General features: G+C 47.4%; 16 protein-coding genes. 12 read left to right on the top strand and 4 right to left on the bottom strand.

From position 1 onward, the window contains the following. The first annotated feature begins 255 nt into the window (after positions 1–255). Positions 256–1,548: a TonB-dependent siderophore receptor gene (locus C8R11_RS12405; RefSeq protein WP_244907668.1), complete on the top strand. Its 1,293-nt coding sequence runs from the start codon at positions 256–258 to the stop codon at positions 1,546–1,548. 227 nt (positions 1,549–1,775) lie between these two features. Here the strand turns inward: C8R11_RS12405 and C8R11_RS16230 are convergent, their stop codons facing one another. Further along, positions 1,776–1,925, bottom strand: coding sequence for a hypothetical protein (locus C8R11_RS16230; RefSeq protein ID WP_181258250.1), 150 nt, complete (start codon positions 1,923–1,925; stop codon positions 1,776–1,778). Between the two features lie 15 nt (positions 1,926–1,940). Between C8R11_RS16230 and C8R11_RS12400 the strand changes: the two genes are divergently transcribed. Beyond that, positions 1,941–2,477: a sigma-70 family RNA polymerase sigma factor gene (locus C8R11_RS12400; protein ID WP_107795977.1), complete on the top strand. Its 537-nt coding sequence runs from the start codon at positions 1,941–1,943 to the stop codon at positions 2,475–2,477. Further along, positions 2,470–3,405, top strand: coding sequence for a FecR family protein (locus C8R11_RS12395; protein WP_181258249.1), 936 nt, complete (start codon positions 2,470–2,472; stop codon positions 3,403–3,405). The genes C8R11_RS12400 and C8R11_RS12395 overlap by 8 nt, the downstream gene beginning before the upstream one ends. Before the next feature lie 58 nt (positions 3,406–3,463). Here the strand turns inward: C8R11_RS12395 and C8R11_RS16225 are convergent, their stop codons facing one another. Continuing rightward, on the bottom strand, positions 3,464–3,613 hold the full coding sequence (locus C8R11_RS16225; protein ID WP_181258248.1) for a hypothetical protein: 150 nt from the start codon (positions 3,611–3,613) through the stop codon (positions 3,464–3,466). On the opposite strand from C8R11_RS16225, the gene C8R11_RS12390 reads away from it, so the two are divergent. The 8 genes from C8R11_RS12390 (at position 3,607) to C8R11_RS12360 (ending at position 14,751) form a co-directional block, all read left to right on the top strand. Further along, a complete protein-coding gene (locus C8R11_RS12390; RefSeq protein ID WP_244907667.1) occupies positions 3,607–6,060 on the top strand; it encodes a TonB-dependent siderophore receptor in 2,454 nt (817 codons plus the stop codon). The genes C8R11_RS16225 and C8R11_RS12390 overlap by 7 nt on opposite strands. Positions 6,061–6,297: 237 nt before the next feature. Next, the gene (locus tag C8R11_RS17020) at positions 6,298–6,429 is read left to right on the top strand and encodes a hypothetical protein (protein WP_280523904.1); all 132 of its coding nucleotides are present in this window, start codon (positions 6,298–6,300) and stop codon (positions 6,427–6,429) included. A gap of 105 nt (positions 6,430–6,534) precedes the next feature. Beyond that, complete coding sequence (locus C8R11_RS12385; RefSeq protein ID WP_107795974.1) at positions 6,535–7,302, top strand: MotA/TolQ/ExbB proton channel family protein; 768 nt, start codon at positions 6,535–6,537, stop codon at positions 7,300–7,302. Between the two features lie 124 nt (positions 7,303–7,426). Further along, positions 7,427–8,815: an efflux transporter outer membrane subunit gene (locus C8R11_RS12380; RefSeq protein WP_244907666.1), complete on the top strand. Its 1,389-nt coding sequence runs from the start codon at positions 7,427–7,429 to the stop codon at positions 8,813–8,815. Positions 8,816–8,853: 38 nt separating this feature from the next. Next, entirely contained in the window at positions 8,854–10,086 is a 1,233-nt protein-coding gene (locus C8R11_RS12375) for an efflux RND transporter periplasmic adaptor subunit (RefSeq protein WP_107795972.1), read from the top strand. Then, positions 10,083–12,422, top strand: coding sequence for an efflux RND transporter permease subunit (locus tag C8R11_RS12370; protein ID WP_107795971.1), 2,340 nt, complete (start codon positions 10,083–10,085; stop codon positions 12,420–12,422). The genes C8R11_RS12375 and C8R11_RS12370 overlap by 4 nt, the downstream gene beginning before the upstream one ends. Further along, positions 12,367–13,200: an efflux RND transporter permease subunit gene (locus C8R11_RS12365; protein WP_181258247.1), complete on the top strand. Its 834-nt coding sequence runs from the start codon at positions 12,367–12,369 to the stop codon at positions 13,198–13,200. The genes C8R11_RS12370 and C8R11_RS12365 overlap by 56 nt, the downstream gene beginning before the upstream one ends. 270 nt (positions 13,201–13,470) lie before the next feature. Continuing rightward, complete coding sequence (locus C8R11_RS12360; protein WP_107795969.1) at positions 13,471–14,751, top strand: O-acetylhomoserine aminocarboxypropyltransferase/cysteine synthase family protein; 1,281 nt, start codon at positions 13,471–13,473, stop codon at positions 14,749–14,751. 356 nt (positions 14,752–15,107) lie between these two features. On the opposite strand, the gene C8R11_RS12355 is transcribed toward C8R11_RS12360, so the two are convergent. Next, positions 15,108–16,181 carry a type I restriction endonuclease gene (locus C8R11_RS12355; protein WP_090696776.1) on the bottom strand — a complete coding sequence of 358 codons (1,074 nt, stop codon included), beginning with the start codon at positions 16,179–16,181 and terminating at the stop codon, positions 15,108–15,110. 379 nt (positions 16,182–16,560) lie between these two features. On the opposite strand from C8R11_RS12355, the gene C8R11_RS12350 reads away from it, so the two are divergent. Further along, positions 16,561–17,076 (top strand): lipocalin family protein, encoded by a 516-nt coding sequence (locus C8R11_RS12350; RefSeq protein ID WP_107795968.1) that lies wholly within the window; start codon positions 16,561–16,563, stop codon positions 17,074–17,076. 81 nt (positions 17,077–17,157) lie between these two features. On the opposite strand, the gene C8R11_RS12345 is transcribed toward C8R11_RS12350, so the two are convergent. Continuing rightward, positions 17,158–18,489, bottom strand: coding sequence for an HD-GYP domain-containing protein (locus tag C8R11_RS12345; protein ID WP_107795967.1), 1,332 nt, complete (start codon positions 18,487–18,489; stop codon positions 17,158–17,160). Position 18,490: the final 1 nt, after the last annotated feature.

The following is an 18,490-nucleotide window of genomic DNA, read 5'->3' as shown; positions in this document are numbered from 1 at the left end:
TTCTGCCTTCAACAATTTTAGCAATTATATCAACGGTGAGTTGAGCTTTAGAATCCATCACAATCATCCTCAACATGCCTCCAGTATTCAAAAAAAGAACACTAACAAACATGTAAAAAAGAGACCGACAGTTTCCCTTGGTAATTAGCGATTACGACAGAATCGCCTGGTAATTAAGATACGACAAAGTCGCTTGGTGTTAACACACCCGTATTGCAATGGCGGGTATCCGATCGTACACAAGCAACTGTGGAAATGGAATATAAAACCGGCAATTCCACACCAGATCATGGCTTTCCAGCGATAGGCAATCGCCCAGCCAATTTACCGGTAAAGAGAAATCTGGGTGAATCATTTTCTCGAGCAAATTTTGAAGAAATCCAAGCTGGTTTTAACTGGTCGCATGCATTTAATGATCGCTGGGAAATAAAACATCGATCCAATCTTCAATTTACCGATCAAGATGATAATGCGGTTTTACCGTTAGGCCTGCAAGCAGACAATCGTACATTGGATCGCTTCTTTGCTGGCTTCAGAGACAATAAAACTGAAACATATACCACCAGTCTAGATTTGACCGGCAACTTTGATACCTTCGGTGTGCAGCATAACGTACTGATGGGTGGTGATTATTTTCACTTCAATAACACAGGCACCATGATTGATAATTTTGCATTTCCATCAATTGATATTTTCAATCCGATTCATGGTGGAACTTCGACCCGCGATCCGGCGGATGATTTTTCTTACGATTCAACAGAAAAGTGGTTCGGCTTATATTTTCAAGATCAGATGAAACTCCCCTATAACGTACATTTATTAGCAGGTTTTCGTTATGACAATGCCAAAATTCAAGCCAATGATACTTTCGCGGGTGCCACAACGTCTATCAATAGTCAGCAAGAAAGGATTTCTCCACGTTTTGGCCTGACATGGCAGCCTGTAAAAGCGCTTTCGTTCTACGGCAACTATGTAGAAAATTTTGGCGTACCTAACCTATTTGCATCAGGTTTAAGCGGCCGGCCTCTGAGAGCGGAAACTGCACAGCAATGGGAAGCCGGAATTAAAACAGAATTACTTGATGGACGTTTCAGTGCAACCGTGGCCTGGTTTCAGTTAACCAAACAAAATGTGGCGACCGGCCATCCTGATCCCACGCTTGCTGCGAAAGGCTTCTCTGTACAAACCGGTGAAGCGCAAAACGAAGGTGTAGAAATCGATATAACCGGAGAGCTTATGCCCGGCTGGAATGTGATTGCCAACTATGCCTATACAGAATCAGAAATTACCCGTGCAAACGATATTACACGAGGCAACCGTCTCCCAAATGTACCGAAGCATGCCGGTAACATCTGGTCCACCTATGCCTTTCAAAATGAGGCCTTGCGAGGCTTAAAAATCGGTGGTGGCGTAACACTGAGAGGAAAGCGCGAAGGTAACCGGGAAAATGATTACCAGATGCCCGGCTACACAGTATTTAATACTGATGACCAGCTACGCAATGAAAGTGGGGAAAGCCCGTGTCACAGCGCAACTAAATGTCAATAACTTGTTCAATAAGGAATATTTCCCAAGCAGTATTGGTTTCGGCCGTGAGCGTATCGTCGTCGGTACGCCACGGGTTTTCCTGGGTTCCATTCGGGTTGAATATTAACGCGAAGCTGGGTTAATCACGCGATCAGAAAATGCAGGGTGGACAGAGGCAAATCGTCATCCACCATAAACAGCCACAACAGAAGCAGTCGAAACAATGGATGGCGGACTGTGAGGTTTGCTTATTCGCCCTGCTTCCCTGCTTCCCTGCTTCCCTGCTTCCCTGCTTCCCTGCTTCCCTGCTTCCCTGCGACAATATGCCACATTCTCACAACAACTTTTTTCAAAGATAATGCAGTTTCTTTTTCAACCGATACATATCCTGCTAACAACGGTTTTTATGTTTTATGTCTTCTTCCGCGCATAATGGCGCCGCACACATAGATGCGCTTTACCGGACACACCATGGCTGGTTGACCGCCTGGCTCAAGAAGAAAATGCATTGTCAGCACCATGCCGCCGATCTCTCCCACGACACGTTCATCCGGTTGTTGTCGTTGCCGGAAATACCCAGTCTGCGCGAACCGCGCGCTTATTTACTGGTTACCGCAAACCGGTTACTGATCAATTTGAACCGGAAACATAAAGTCGAGAAAGAAACTCTGTGCAGCATGGCCGTATTAATCTCTGATCAATCCAGCCAGGATGTTGCACATGTCTCCGCTGTGCGCCAATTGCTGGAACGCACGCTGCTGATGCTTATCGAAGAACTTGATGAACGTTCCCGACAGGCTTTTCTGATGTCACGCATTGACGGCATGACCTATGCCGAGATTGCGCACCGCATGCAAGTATCCGAAAGCCGTGTTAAACAGTATCTTGTCAAGGCACTGGCATACTGTCATCAGCGTCTGTATCAATTCAAAACCGACATGCATGTCTGAAGCAACCGACCCGAATATTTTACCATCAAGTGAGTTCAGCGAATTAAGCGAACAGGCTGCTGAATGGGCGGTTTGTTTGTCCGGCAGCCATGTAACACCAAAACAGCGTGCCGATTTTGAAACATGGCTGGCGCAGGATCCGCGCCATCGGGAGACATATGAACAAGTGGATGCACTCTGGAACAGTGTAAACATCCGAAAACACCAGCCGCATACCGGCGTCAAAACGCTGCTCGGCATCATGGTGCTGCTCGGATGTTTTTTTGGATTTCCTTATTCCCAATGGCTGGCGGACGTGCGCACCGGCACTGGCGAGATCCGGCGCCTCACCCTGACTGACGGCAGCCGTATCACACTTGATAGCGACAGTGCTGTGGATATTGCTTACGATCCGCATCAACGGAGAATCATTCTGCACCGGGGCCGCCTGCTGGCGGAACTGGGGCCGGATTCATCCCGCACCCAACGGCCTTTCATTGTCGAAACCCGTGATGGAATTGCACAAGCACTGGGTACACGCTATACCGTCGAACTAACTGACCATGATAGCACCGTCAATGTCATTGAATCGCAGGTTGCCGTGGCAACCCGTGTCCATCCGTACCAGTCGGTTACCTTACAGGCCGGGCAAAGTATACGCATGGATGACGGACAGCTTCAGCAACCGGAAGCAGCCTCTCCTTTTGCTGCAAGCTGGACGCAGGCACGATTGATTTATCAGGATGCACCATTAACACAGGTTATCGACGATCTGTCACGTTATCGCAACGGTTTTTTAAAAATGAATAAACAGGCTGCACAGCTACGTTTCACGGGTGTTTTACCCACAGACGACCCTGCAGCCGCACTGAGTATTCTGGAAAATGCGTTACCGATACAAATCAGACAATATGGCGGCTGGTTAACCTGGATAGACACACCCACTTGAACTGTAAAAATTACTACGACGCATATACTCTGCTGACCGACTTTATCAACATCTAATTTTAATCATTGGCTCCCCCGCCTCTATTATCCATCCCGCCGCAATTGATTGCGGCGGGATGGATTTTTTTAACAGAAACAGCATTCAGCGCAATCAAAATTTTTAAAAAACCCGCATTCAAAGCTACCCGGTTTTTAATCTCGCGTGTCATGGTTATTAGAAAGATTTTTTTACTCAGTAACCGGGACTTCAATGCACATAAAAAATATAATAACCACACGCTACCGCACTGGTTGGCTTTGTCATCTATTGCTCTTATTTTGTATATTATCAACAAACGCTTTTGGGCAATTGTCTCAACAGCATGTTGATATTGATATCGAGGCGCAACCGCTGGGACAGGCAATTACCGAACTCGCCACACAAACTGATGTACTAATCGGCGTAGACGCCAGTCTGGTTGCAGGCAAACAGTCACCCGCACTCAGCGGCCGCTATACACCCGCGCAAGCTATTTTGCAACTGCTTAACGGCGGCGGCCTCATGGCAGTCGAAACGGCGCCGGGCCGATACACCGTTAAATCTGCCAACCGTGAGACGAGCAGCAGTAACGAACCAATAAAATTGCCCGAGGTGAAAGTCACCGGTTTCGTGGACCCGGAAGCACCGGGTAACCCGAGCTATACGCGCACCAATGCGTCAACCGCGACCAGATCCGATTTGCCGCTGATGATCACCCCGGCTTCCGTTCAAGTCGTTCCGCAGGCGGTATTAGAAGATCAACAAGCCATTCAGATCGAAGATGCGGTCAAAAATGTCAGCGGCGTTTCTCCTGGGTTTAGTTTCGGGGGAATGAGCCAGTCATTCATGGTTCGGGGTTTTGAGACGGGTTTTGCCAGTTTTCGCGACGGATTCCGGTTTCCGCTCGCCACCAAATTTTCATTGGCGAACATCGCGCGGGTGGAGGTGTTGAAAGGCGCCACGACAAATTTATACGGCCGGATCGAACCGGGCGGCATGGTCAATCTGGTTACCAAACGGCCGCAGGCGGAACGCTATTACGCGTTAAACCAGCAGTTCGGGTCGTACGGCCAGTTTCAGACACTGGCTGATGCCACCGGTGCAATCAACGAAAGCGGCACGCTGCTGTACCGCTTAAATTTCGAGTACCTCAACCAGAATTCATTCCGCGATTTCGGTTTTACCGACCGGATTTTCGTCGCACCGTCGGTCACCTGGAAAATTGCACCGAGCACTCAGTTCGATGTGGATTTTACGTACAAAGATCTGGAGACGCGTGAAGATTTTGGTATTGTCGCGCTCGGAAACCGCCCGGCCAAATTGCCGCGATCGCGCTTCCTGGGCGAGCCGGCGGATAAAACGCATGAAAACATCTACAATACCGCCGCGACATTAACGCATGCGTTTAACGACGATTGGCGTGCGCGTGCGCGCTTCAGTTATTTTCACCGGAATGTTAGAGATCCGCAAACCACTGGATTCGATCTCGATGAAATGACGGGCGTGTTGCAACGGGGGTACTACAGAGGCGATGCATCCACCGATGCCTATCAGGGTACGGTTGATGTCACGGGCCGTTTCAATACCGTAGGTATTGAGCATAATGTGCTGGCGGGATGGGAGTACTACGGGTCATTTGGCGGAGTTCAATCAATTTCGGTCGATGCCAGCCCGATCAATATATTCCGTCCGCAGTACAGTCGTCAGAATCTGGAATTATTGCCCAGAAATTTTTTCATCGATCAGACGAACGAGTGGAACGGCGTATTTTTTCAGGATCAAATCACGTTGTTTGACAAGCTGCATCTGATGGGCGGCGGGCGATATGACTGGGCTACGAATGCGGTAGGCCTGGCTTTTGGTGAAGATCAATCGCTGGCCGATGCCAAAGCGGCGGTTAATAAAGTCAATAATGCACGCTTCAGTCCGCGCGCGGGGATCGTGTACCAGCCGTTGGAATGGCTGTCGTTTTACGGCAACTACGTGCAGTCGCTGGGTTCCGCCAATACGGCCTTCGATATTAACGGTAACGTGCTCAAACCACAAATCGGCGAGCAGTTCGAGGGTGGATTCAAAACTTCGCTGTTTGACGGACGACTGAATTCCAACGTGGCATATTATCATCTGACCAGGAAAAACCTCGCAGTGAGTGTTCCCGGACAACCATTTTCAGTTGCAGTCGGCGAAGCGCGCAGCCAGGGCGTGGAAGTAGACGTATCGGGGCAGGTCACCGATGGATTGAGCCTGATTCTGACCTATGCGTATACGGACGCCGAGGTGCTGGAAGGCGACAACAAAGGCAACCGGCTGTGGAACGTGCCCAAGCACTCGGGAAGTGTATGGGCGCGCTACGATGTGCCGGTTGAACCACTGCACGGCCTCAGTTTCGGCGCCGGTGTTTTCGTGCAGGACAAACGTCCGGGTGATCCGGCGAATACCTTTATTATGCCATCGCAGGCGCGTGTCGACGCGATGGTGCGCTACCGGCCAAAGCTGATGAAATCACGCTTGAGCCTGCAGCTCAATGCGTACAATCTGGCAGACAGTACGCTTTTTGGCGGTACGTTAGGTGATCGAAATTCAATAAATATCGGCATTCCGCGCATGTTTGTCGGTTCGATTCATTATGCGATGTAATGCTTTGAGGTATTACAGCAATAGCGATGTGTAAGGGACTGACTTGTAATTTCTTAACCGGATTTTTGACAAGATAGACAGAGTGTTGGAGAAAACTCCATAAACACGTGACAAATGAAAGAGTTTGGAAATAATAGTGTTCATCCTGTAAGCAGGATATTTAAATTTTTTTAAATGCATGTCCGGTTTTGGTTCGCTCAAACGTCTTAGTAGATATAAGACAAAAAACAATAACGGGTGAAATATTTATTCTACTTTAGCGAAGAAGGCGGACGCATGCTGCAGATTAAGCTTGACGAGTCAGACCGTATTGCCGCAGCCGTATCATTCAAAGCTGCGGTTGCAGCCAACCTGAGAACGCAGCGCTGACAATTCAAACAACCTGAACTGCACCCCCGCGACACGTAACGGAGCACCTGTACGTCCTGTCGCACTGCAATCTTTTCAAATTTGCCATTTAAGGAAATTAATTTTATGGGAAATCATCTGGGCCTGGCCTGTTTTCTGGATCACTTTGATCATGTTGGCATGAGTGTTGCCATTTTATTGTTTTCACTCTCTGCAGCCAGCTGGTATCTGATTATTACCAAAAGCATTGGCAACTTTATCGCCACCCGCCGCGCAGAGGCTTTTCTGAAACAATTCTGGGAGGCCCGTTCTTTACGGGATATGAACTTGAAAGACGCTTATGCCGACAACGCATTTGCGCGCCTGGCACAATTGGCCGCCGATACCGAATATGGCTCACAACAGAGCAGCGTCGACAAACCGGCTGCAAACGGTGGAACAGATGGATTATTGACACGCACACTGCGCAATGGCATCGAACAAGAAGCCGCGCGTGTTGAGCATGGCCTGACGCTCATCGCATCGGCAGGTTCAGCAGCGCCTTATATCGGATTATTCGGCACTGTATGGGGAATTTACCATGCACTGATACAAATTGGTTTTACGGGACAGGGAACGCTGGATAAAGTAGCCGGCCCGGTCGGCGAAGCGCTGATAATGACCGCGCTTGGACTGGCCGTTGCAATTCCTGCGGTGCTGGCTTATAACGCTTTCTTCCGGCGCAACCGGCTGTGGATGGCAAAACTGGATGCATTTGCGCATGAATTATTTATCATCGTGACCATGGGCGGCAAAAACGGGATCAACATCGAAGCATCCGTTATTCCAGATCAACCGCAGCAATTGTCACCCGCACTGGAAATACCTACAGCTTTGGAAGGAAAACAGTCATGACCTGGATGATCAGGGGCAATCAACTATACCCCGAATCAACAGCGTACCATTTTGGCAGTTATACCGGATGCTTGAGCGACCCAGTGCTTAAATGATACGCTGTCATACCATATGGATAAAAATATTGTGTTTGCTGATATTGATCAGTGGGTGCAATACCCTACCGGAGCGATCGGAACGCGACCTTAATGTGCAGATACCACTTGAGTGGCGCAGTTTATCTGATTTCGATCAATCCAGCTGGCAAAACTGGGTTGATTCATTTGACGACCCTGTACTAAATGAATTAATCGAAAACGCGCTAGTGCACAACTTCGATCTGAAGTCAGCAGCCGCGCGGGTGGAAGCAGCGGTAGCACAAGCACGCATAGATAGCTCCGGTTTGTGGCCGCAGTTAACATTTGCGCCGGGATACCAGCATACACAGGTGCGCAGCGCAGGCTTTGGTGCGGCACAATTCAGTGTGTTTGAGGGATTGTTTAATCTGAGCTGGGAACTGGATGTCTGGGGTCGTATCCGCGATTTCAGGCAAGCGGCAGCCCGGGAAGCGGATGCGGTGCATGCCGATTTTGAAACGGTACGGCTATCTCTTGCTGCGCGTATCGCGCAGCACTATTTTATGCTGCAAGAAGCAAAATTACAGACGCAGGTCGCCGCGCACTCGGTAGAAGACCGTGGTGTCATTGCAAATTTGGTGCAAGGGCGCTTCACCCGTGGACTGGCACGCGGTCTTGATGTGCGACTGGCACTGACCGACCTGGCCAACGCCCGATCACAGCTTGCTCAGGCGCAAAACCGGATGCAGCTGGTCACCCGGCAATTAGAGATTTTGCTGGGACGCTATCCTGAGGGTTCATTACTGAAAGTAACGCACACCGGTACGCCACTACAGGATGCCATAACATTCCTAAACGCATTACCCGATCCGCCAATGGCGCTTGCCGCCGGATTACCTGCTGAATTATTGTCCCGACGCCCTGATCTTATCGCTGCCTTCACACGTTTGCGTGCCGCCGATGCGCGTCTAAAGAGCACAAAAAAACTGCTGTTGCCACGCATCACTTTGACAGCGGCAGGCGGTACCCGCGACAGTGCGCTGACGGATTTGATCGATCCGCGCTCGGTCGTCTGGAATGTATTTGCCGGAATGGCACAACCGCTGTTTACTGGCGGACGCATCCAGGGCAGTATTCATTTAAATGCAGCGCGTGTAGAAGAATCCTTCAACCACTATCAGTCTGTTGCCTTGAATGCCTTCAGGGAAGTCGAACAGGCTCTGGCTGCAGAAGAGTGGTTGCGTGAGCAGGAAAAAGTATTGCGTGAGGCAGTAGTACAAACCGAAGCGAGCCAGGAACTCGCATTGTATGCCTATCGCCACGGGTTTATTCAGATTCTGACATTACTCGACAGCTATCGCAGCACTTTCAGTGCGCAAAGCGCCCATCTTGCCGTCAAAAGACAATTGCTCAGTAATCGCATCAATCTTTATCTGGCATTGGGCGGCGGGGTGTGAGGCCAACCCATTCTTCATAAATCTATCAAAAAATATTAATGAAACCGCGTCACCAGATTTTTATTGCAACCTTGATTTTTCTGGTTGGAGGGCTGACGTCATTAATCCTTATTCAATTTCCACCACAAAGCGATAAACAGGAAGAAACGATCGCACCACCGATTGTAAAAGTTCTGCAAACAGGCTTTCAATCCAAACGGCTGCATGTCCATTCACAGGGACAGGTTGCTGCCCATACGGAAATTGAACTGATGACGGAAGTATCGGGTCATGTCATTGACCTCTCACCTGCTTTTGTCAATGGCGGCTTCTTTCGCAAAGGTGACGTGCTGGTTACTATTGACCCGGCAGATTATGACTTGCGTGTTTCGCAGGCGCGCGCGCAAGTCAAGGAAGCACGTCATCTACTGGCGCGCGAGGAAGCAGAAGCGGTTCAGGCACGCGATGAATGGGAACATCCGGGTCAGGGCGATCCCAGCCCCCTGAACCAGCGCATTCCACAACTGGCAGAAATGCGCGCAAAACTGGCCGCTGCAGAGGCTGCATTCAGACATGCCAACCGCCTCAGGCAGCGCACCCAGGTCCGCGCGCCTTTTGACGGACGTGTACGCAGCAGAAAAACTGGTATCGGCCAGTATGTCACAGGAAATACCATCCTGGGAATCCTCTACAGTAGTGACCGCGCCGAAATCCGGCTACCGGTCAATACCCGGGATTTGGCCTTTGTAGATTTACCGGACGCAACCGATTCTGTTAATCCTGGAAAAATGCCGCGGGTTATACTGACTGCGGATTACCAGGGTCTAAAGCAAACATGGCTCGGTCGAGTTGTACGCAGCGAAGGCACTGTCGATCGCGAGACCGGCATGGTAATGCTGGTGGCCGAGGTTTACGATCCGTTTAAACGCGCACGACCATTGCCGGAGCCCGATAAAACAGTCCGCTCGAAACAGGTTAATGCTGTTGAACTGCCTATCGGCTTATTCGTGGAAGCGCTTATACAGGGCCGTCGATTTGACCGGCTGATAATTCTACCAGCCAGTGCGCTGTTTAATAATAACCACGTCGCCGTTCTGGACCAGGACAATCGCTTGCGTCTGCGCACCGTCAAGATATTCAAAAGTGAGCGCAAACAGGTCATCATTCAAGCCGGACTCAATGCAAATGAACAAGTATTGATATCGGGGCTGCTGCAACCGGTAGAAGGTATGCAGGTGACGCCTGTAATATTAAACAGTACCAGCAAAGCAGAAAATTTTAAAATCCCATGAAACTGATTATCTGGTTTGCCAAAAACCCGATTGCGGCCAATTTGTTGATGCTGCTGATTATTGCCGGTGGAATCGTGGGCATTTCAGTCGCCCAACGCTATGTTTACCCGCCTGAACCACAGCATCAATTCATGATTAATACGGTCTACGACGGCGCCAGCCCCAGTGAAGTGGAACAGGCCGTATGCATCCCGACTGAAGAAGCGATACATGATCTGCAGGGACTGCGGCACATCTATACAATCGCTCAGCAGGCTTTTTGTCATGTTACCGTGGATTTCGATCCGGCCATCGATGCAGCACGGTTTCAGACCGAAGTACAGGCACGTGTGGAGGCCGTCACCACATTCCCCCACAATGCCGAAAAATTTGTGATTCAGGAACTTAAAACAGGTGTACAGGCACTCATTGTCGTGGTACGCGGTGCAGCCGACATGCATATTCTCCAGCATTATCGTGATCAGCTACAAGGCAAACTAAGTACGCACCCGGATATTGGCCCCATGCTCGCTTTTCCGAAAATACCGTACGAAATATCGATTGAGGTTTCCGAGTCGAATTTGCGGCGTTACGCACTCAGTCTCGATGAAATCGCTGAGTCGATCCGCGCAGTTTCCAAAAACATCCCAGCCGGAGAACTGAAAAGCAACGATGGTAAACTGCTGATCAGAAGCCAGACGCAGGCCTTAACAGCGGATGATTTTGCCGCAATAGCGCTGCGTCCGGAGCGAGAGGGTATGCAACTGCGACTTGGCGACATAGCGCAAATCTATGAGACAGTACGTGATCAGGATATACGGGTCAGATCAGATGGCGTTCCGGCAATGGAAATTCTGATCTGGCCCAAAAATCAAATCGGTGCGACAGTGAATGCCGTTCATGAAATTGTTGCCGCTTTTCAATCCGAATTGCCCGCCGGTATCGAAGTGATCACCTGGGATGACTGGTCGAAATATTACAATCAGAATATGTCGATGTTGACGAGCAATGCGATTGTCGGCTTTATTCTGATATTTATCATCCTCTCGCTCACGCTGCGACTACGGCTGGCATTGTGGGTCAGCAGCGGTATTCTAGTTGCTGTTTTTGGTACATTCTGGTTTATCCCGATACTCGGTATTTCACTGAACACCTATACCATCGCTGCAGTGATCCTGATTCTCGGTGTGGTGGTGGATGACGCCATTATTGTCGGGGAACATATTCATACCCATCAGCAGCAGGGTAATCCCGGTCTCTCCGGTGCAATCACCGGAGCACGCGAAATGGCGCCGCTTGTAGTATTAATGGTGTTATCCACGATGGTTGCGTTTATACCGGGGCTGTTAATACAGGGATTAACAGGACACTTGTTGTATAACGTCTCCATCGTAGTCATTCTAGCGTTGACATTTTCCATTGTCGAAGCTTTGTTGATCTTGCCTGCACATTTAGCAGGCAGTCATGCGCCGGTTAATCAACGTTTAGCCGGCGCTTCATGGATACAATCGCTGCAAATGCGCGTGGATCAAACGTTACAGTGGCTGATCAATCAATTATATGTCCGCATATTGCATATGACCCTGAGATTGCGTTATATCACTATCGCAGCATTTGCGGTATTGCTCTTGATGATGGCAGCCCTGGTGATTTCCGGACGTATTACCAGCGTACTGGATGCACCGGTAGACGATTATTATCTGCATGCCGATCTCATGTTCCCAGCCGGCACCACTTTTGAAGAAGTCGACCGGCAGATTCTACGCCTGGAAAGTATCGCCAACGAAATCCGTACGGATATAAATACGCTACTCTATCAGGATTCTTCCGAACCAGATTATGACAGTATGCGCCATATTCTGACGCTGGTTAATGATAACCGGGGATTTGTCAATCTTGAACTGGCTGTCGACGAACGTGTCCGCACCCGAATGGAAGACATCAAAAAACAATGGCGTGAACGATTTGGTGCGCTGCCGGCGGATACGACATTGACGATTCAGAGTTTCTGGCCACGCAATCTCGGGGTACCTTCCGATGAAGCGCCTAAAGCCATCGAATGGGTGTTGATTGCAACAGATAGCGCGCAACAGAGCGCCGCCGGAGAAATACTGAAAAACAAACTGGCCGCTTATACCGGCGTGCATAGTGTGACCAGCTCGATGCAGCCCGGCAAACCAGAACTGCACCTCAAGCTCAAACCGGCAGCCAAACATTATGGTCTGACAATGCGCAGCCTTAATGAACAGGTGCGGCATAGTTTTTTCGGACTGGAGGTACAACGCTACTATCAAGGGCGCAATGAAATTGCGTGTCATGTTGCGTTTTCCGCCCGTGGACAAACAAGCACTGGATAATTTACATGCCATGCCGATCACGCTTGACAATGGCCGCAGTGTACCGTTTAGCACAGTCGCTGAGGCAGTATACACACCAGGCTACGCAGTCATTAAACGCACGGATCGCGAACGCATTCATGTGATCGGTGCCGAAGTCTATCAGGACGAAGCCGATGTTGAAACAATCCTGACCGATATGCGCAACAACGTTATTCCACAGTTGGAAGTCCAGTTCCCCGGGTTAACGGTGAAACCCGGCCAGTCACGGCAGAAACAGGAGGAAACGATGTCCCAATTATGGCTTTACGGCGCAATGGCCTTGCTCGGCATTTATGCATTGCTTGCCGTGCCGCTGCGTTCTTATACACAGCCGTTCATCATCATGCTGGTTATTCCATTCGGCTTTATCGGTGCAGTTGCAGGCCATCTGTTGCTGTGCATTCCGTTGTCACTGGAATCCTATTTCGCGCTGTTTGCTGTGGGCGGAATCGTCATTAATGACAGTCTGATTCTGATCGCGCAGAGCAATAAGAACATGCAACAGGGTATTCCGGCAATTGAAGCCGTAATGCTCGCTGGAAAATCGCGATTTCGGGCAATATTTCTGACAACCATTACAACTTTTGCCGGTCTGTTGCCGCTGCTCAGCACACAAGGTTACGATGCTGAGAAAATTATGCCGATGGCCGTAACCATTGCATTTGGCGTGCTGTTTGCATTCTTTGTCACGTTATTTCTGGTACCTGCTGTTTACGTTACATTCAGTAAGCATGATCTCAAAAATATCAGTCGCTGATTGTATCGAAACGATATCAGGCTTCGCTCCAAAAACATTTCAAAAACGCCGTCAATTCCGTGATTTTAAGTGCTGATCTATAAAAGATAAGATGGTCTGCTTGCCCGCTGCAGTCGTTCAAATGTGTGTTTGACTAACCCCTGGGCCTTTAGTATATTTCATCGAATCACACAGTGTTCATTCTGCTGTAAACAACTGCGCCATGGCAAAGTAATATTCAACCATGAGAGCGCTTATACTGACCCGACTCTCATTCAACGAAGGAGTTCCATGAAAATCGAAACTATCGCCGTGCATGGCGGGTATACCCCCGATCCGACCACCAAAGCTGTTGCGGTGCCGATTTACCAGACGACATCGTACGCATTCGACTCAACGCAGCATGGTGCCGACCTGTTTGATCTCAAGGAACAGGGCAATATCTACACGCGCATCATGAATCCGACTACCGATGTACTGGAAAAGCGCATTACAGAACTTGAGGGTGGTGTCGGTGCACTGGGTCTTGCATCCGGGATGGCAGCAGTCAGCTGCGCATTAATGACCATCGCCGAAGCGGGCGATAATATCGTCACCTCGAGCGCTCTATATGGTGGCACATACAATCTCTTTGCGCATACATTGCCCCAATACGGCATTGAAATACGTTTTGCCGACTACCGCGAACCCAAAGCATGGGAAAAACTGATCGACGCAAATACCAAGGCGGTATTCTGTGAAACCGTGGGTAATCCGCTGGGTAATGTGGTGGACTTCGGCGCACTGGCCGACATCGCACACGCACGCGGCGTACCCATCATTGTTGATAACACTGTGCCGACACCATATCTGTGCCGGCCTTTTGAACATGGCGCGGATATTGTGGTGCATTCATTAACCAAATATCTGGGTGGGCACGGCAACTCTATAGGCGGCGTGGTTGTGGATTCAGGTAAATTTCCCTGGGCTGAACACAAGCAAAAGTTTAAGCGACTGAACGAGCCTGATGTGTCGTACCATGGTGTGGTCTATACCGAAACACTGGGGCCTGCCGCCTATATCGGCCGTGCACGCGTAGTGCCATTACGCAATATGGGTGCAGCGCTGTCACCGTTTAACGCATTCCTTATTTTACAGGGTATCGAGACGCTCGCTGTGCGCATGGATCGTATTTGCGACAATACGCTTGCAGTGGCGAAGTACTTGCAAGCACACGACAAAGTCAGCTGGGTACGTTACGCCGGTCTGCCTGACCATGCCGATAAGAAGCTAGTGGATAAATACATGAATGGACGCGCTTCAGGCATACTGAGTTTTGGTATCAAAGGCTCCGGTGATGCGAAAGCCGCAGGTGCTCGTTTTATTGACGCACTGAACCTGGTAACGCGGCTGGTGAATATTGGCGACGCAAAATCGCTGGCATGCCATCCCGCAACAACCACACACCGCCAACTCACGGCAAAAGAACTGGAAAGCGCAGGTGTGAGCGAAGACCTCGTTCGATTGTCGATAGGTATCGAACATATTGATGACATCAAGTCTGATCTCGAACAAGCCTTGGCGAAAGCGTAAATTGCTGTGATCGACAAACTCTGAACAATCGCTAAGCCCAGATCCTTCAGTATTAAGTCTGACTTATCCTTTGTTTTAGCTTTATCTGCAGCAATAATGGTATCCAATTGTTAACATGTAAAAAAATATCAAACGACCAATTGAAATGCGCAGACAGTCAGAAATGCAATTATTACAATGGATCTGGTTTGATATGAGGCTTTTTGAAAAATTTCGCTTGGTTGATGCTGTTGCGTAAAATTGTAGAGCAGATTTATCATTTTGACCGTCAAAAACCCATCTAATAGAGACGGGTTGTTCATTTATATTTATGAGCTTATCTTTTTCCAATAAAATTTGGGAGTATATTGGATAATTTATGAAGCATATTCTTTTAATGCCGTCTTTAAGCGACTTGCATGTTTAAATATGTCATCAATTTTTGCTATAGGTAACCGCTCTTCATTTTTATTTTCAAACACCCCCAGATACTTTTGTGAAAAATTAAAATGCAATCTGCAAATCGGCTTGCGATTGTTATCATCAAGCAGTATCGCACAATAGCTTTTATTATCACGCATAGCTATACGTGTAACATCAATATCTTCTCGTAAAATAGCTTTAACTATATTGAACCCGTCTATTTCTTCCTGTGTTGTTTCTATCTCATTTTTTTCTGAAGAGTTTGCTTCATATGAACCATTCAACGCATTTGAATCTACAGAAGAATCTACTTCGTTGGCCGCTAAAGCAGATTTTAATCTTTCATTCAAGCGTTCATTTATAAATTGATTTCTTGCGTTCTTAACTATCTGCGTAAATTGCTCAATAACCTGCTGTGTAAGTCGCCCATCATATATTTGTGACGCAAAAAACCGAACAAATTGTTCTGTAGGATTTTTAAGTTCCTCTTCAAGGATTTTCTTGATTGCACTTGTATATTTGAGAGTACTTGCTGTTGTTAATATATCGTTCAATGAAAATGCTGTTTTCGTAAATTTTTTTAATTCATTAATTTGATGATCTTCAAAATGCAGAATATTAAATTCAAAGAAGGGTTTTGAATCCATTCTATTCGGTTCATCAATATCGGAATAAAAAAGATATTCAATACCGTTTGTCAGTATCGCAAAGCGCGCTTCTGTTACTGAAAAATATCGATATAATTGAGATGAATGTTCATTTTGTAAATTCGCCCCTGCCCATTTACATTCAATGAGAATGATAATGTCATTATCTTTCTTTATTGCATAATCAACCTTTTCACCCTTTTTTATTCCTGAATCAGCAATAAATTCAGGAATAACTTCCATAGGATTAAAAACATCGTAGCCAAGTGCGCTAATAAAAGGCATTACAAAGGCATTTTTTGTTGCTTCTTCTGTTTGAATGTGAATCTTTTGTTTCTGAATTCTCGACGAAAGCTCCTTAATCTTATCGATCAAATCCACAGACCATCTCCTTTTTCAATTTTTATTAAAATGATTGATGATGAATAATAGCATGCGCTTTTCGTTTATTGAATGCCATTTTAAGCCTATACTTCATATGGTTATTTGATCTCACCGCTTCTCGAATGAGTGGTTGAAGTATTAAAATTCGTATCTATTATTTTTACTTTTACGACAAATTGATCCACTTCCCCTTTAGGTGCTATATTAATCATTGGGCTGTACCCGGATCTCTATGCATTAACACAAACAATTTTTTTATGCAGTATTTCATTGCAATCGAAAAGAACTGGAGACGGGGTTGAACAGTTTCTATAACGGGATGACCGGATTGGAAAAATTATCTTTACTTAACTGAATAAAGATTGCGAGCAATCACATGCGTATAAGCTTATTATTACTTTTAATATTTTCTTTAATCAGTTGCACGGGCATACCGGATGGCGTTACGCCAGTCACAAATTTTGATGAAAATCGGTATCTGGGTAAATGGTATGAAATTGCCCGGCTGGATCATTCATTTGAACGCGGCTTGAGTCATGTGACAGCTGAATATGCATTAAAAAATGACGGCGGCATTAGCGTGATAAATCGCGGATTTTCGACTGAAGAAAACAAATGGAAAGAAGTGGAAGGCAAAGCTTATTTCCTTGGAACACGTAATGAGGGGCATCTGAAAGTCTCATTCTTTGGCCCATTTTATGGGTCTTATGTAATATTTGATCTGGATCATGAAAATTATCAATACGCCTTTGTATCCGGCTATAACACTTCATACCTGTGGTTGTTATCGAGAACGCCAACAGTCAGTCAAACGCTGAAAGAACGATTTATTCAAAAATCAAGCGATCTCGGCTTTGATACAAATTCGCTCATATTTACCAAGCACAATTAGGTTCAAATGTGCAGAGTTGATGGGAAGAAAAAACCAACGCTTTAAAGTATCTGAATTAATCATTGGATTCAAGTCTACTAGTCAAGTGACAATCGTCACAAAATGACGGGCAATACGCTGTTGCAGCATAGACACCATTTGTTTTTCCGGCACGCTATGTAACTCATCGTATATTGCCGGCACAATAACTACAAAAATATCAACTAATTCTGGATCAAAATGCTGGCTGCTTTTTTGCACTAAAAAATGAATCGCTTGTTCTACCGGCCACGGCGTTTTATAAGGACGTCTGGAAGTCAGCGCATCAAATACATCGGCGATAGCGAATATTCGTGCATTCAAAGGAATCGCCTCACCTTTCAGTCCTTGCGGGTAGCCACTGCCATCGTATTTTTCATGATGAGACTCGACAACATCCCGTGCCCCGCTGATCCAGCTTGACTGGTTCAGGATGTCCACACCCAGCGAAATATGCGTTTTCATGATTTCATATTCCTGCGGCGTCAATTTTCCGGGTTTAAGCAAAATCGGATCACGGATGCCAATCTTGCCGACATCATGTAAAAAAGCACCCATAATCAGATTGCGCATTGCCGCATGCGGCAATCCGATTGCTTCGCCCAACCGCAGTGCATAGCAGGTTACCCTGTAATTGTGGCTATTGGTATCCGCATCGCGCTCGGCAATAGCGCAACCCAGTACATTCATCAGCTCAAGATTCCCCTTCAACAGATCGTCGGACAGCCGGATCAATCCGCGATTCAACACCAGAATAACCGGATACATCAATATTGTTGTAAAAGTAATACTGATGGTCACAAAAAACAATGTTCGCAGCAATTCATACTTGATCGAATCCATTGTTCGTTGATCAACTTGATAAATACCTTCAAAATAGCCCACAGGGATATTGCCGCCCCCTGTCAGCGGAACCAGCATGACCAACAACAGCCTGCCATCTGTAAAATGAAATTCACGGGAAAACTCACCCTGCCGGGGAAATTGATGGCGATAACGATCAATCCAGCGCTCGGTCGCTTCCTCACCTGATCGAATGGCTTCAATTCTAAGCTGTTTATTGAGATCATACAGTTCGACAATGAGAAAATGCTGATCTACAAGCTGTTGCGCCAAATCTGTCAGGGATTGTTCGGTAAAGTTATCGCGTTCCTGCAGATCTGAGGAGAATTGACTGCTTAATAATGCCGATTCTTTCAATGCAAGTTCATGCACAAATTGTTGAAAGCGGTTGACTTCTAACCAAAAAACCGCACCGCCTATAAAGACACAAAGTAACAGCCACCCCCAAAACAAGCGAATTAAAATTTTTTGGTGTATAGATTTGCTGGTCGCAAGCGCCGCCAGAGAATCCGCTTTGCCATCAGCAGCTATTTGTGTGCCTGATCCGGACATG

Origin of the sequence: Nitrosomonas aestuarii, from assembly GCF_003046585.1 — a bacterium.
GTDB classification, from domain to species: domain Bacteria; phylum Pseudomonadota; class Gammaproteobacteria; order Burkholderiales; family Nitrosomonadaceae; genus Nitrosomonas; species Nitrosomonas aestuarii.
The sequence above is the reverse complement of the archived record's forward strand: the minus strand, read 5'-3'. Positions and strand labels throughout refer to the sequence as shown.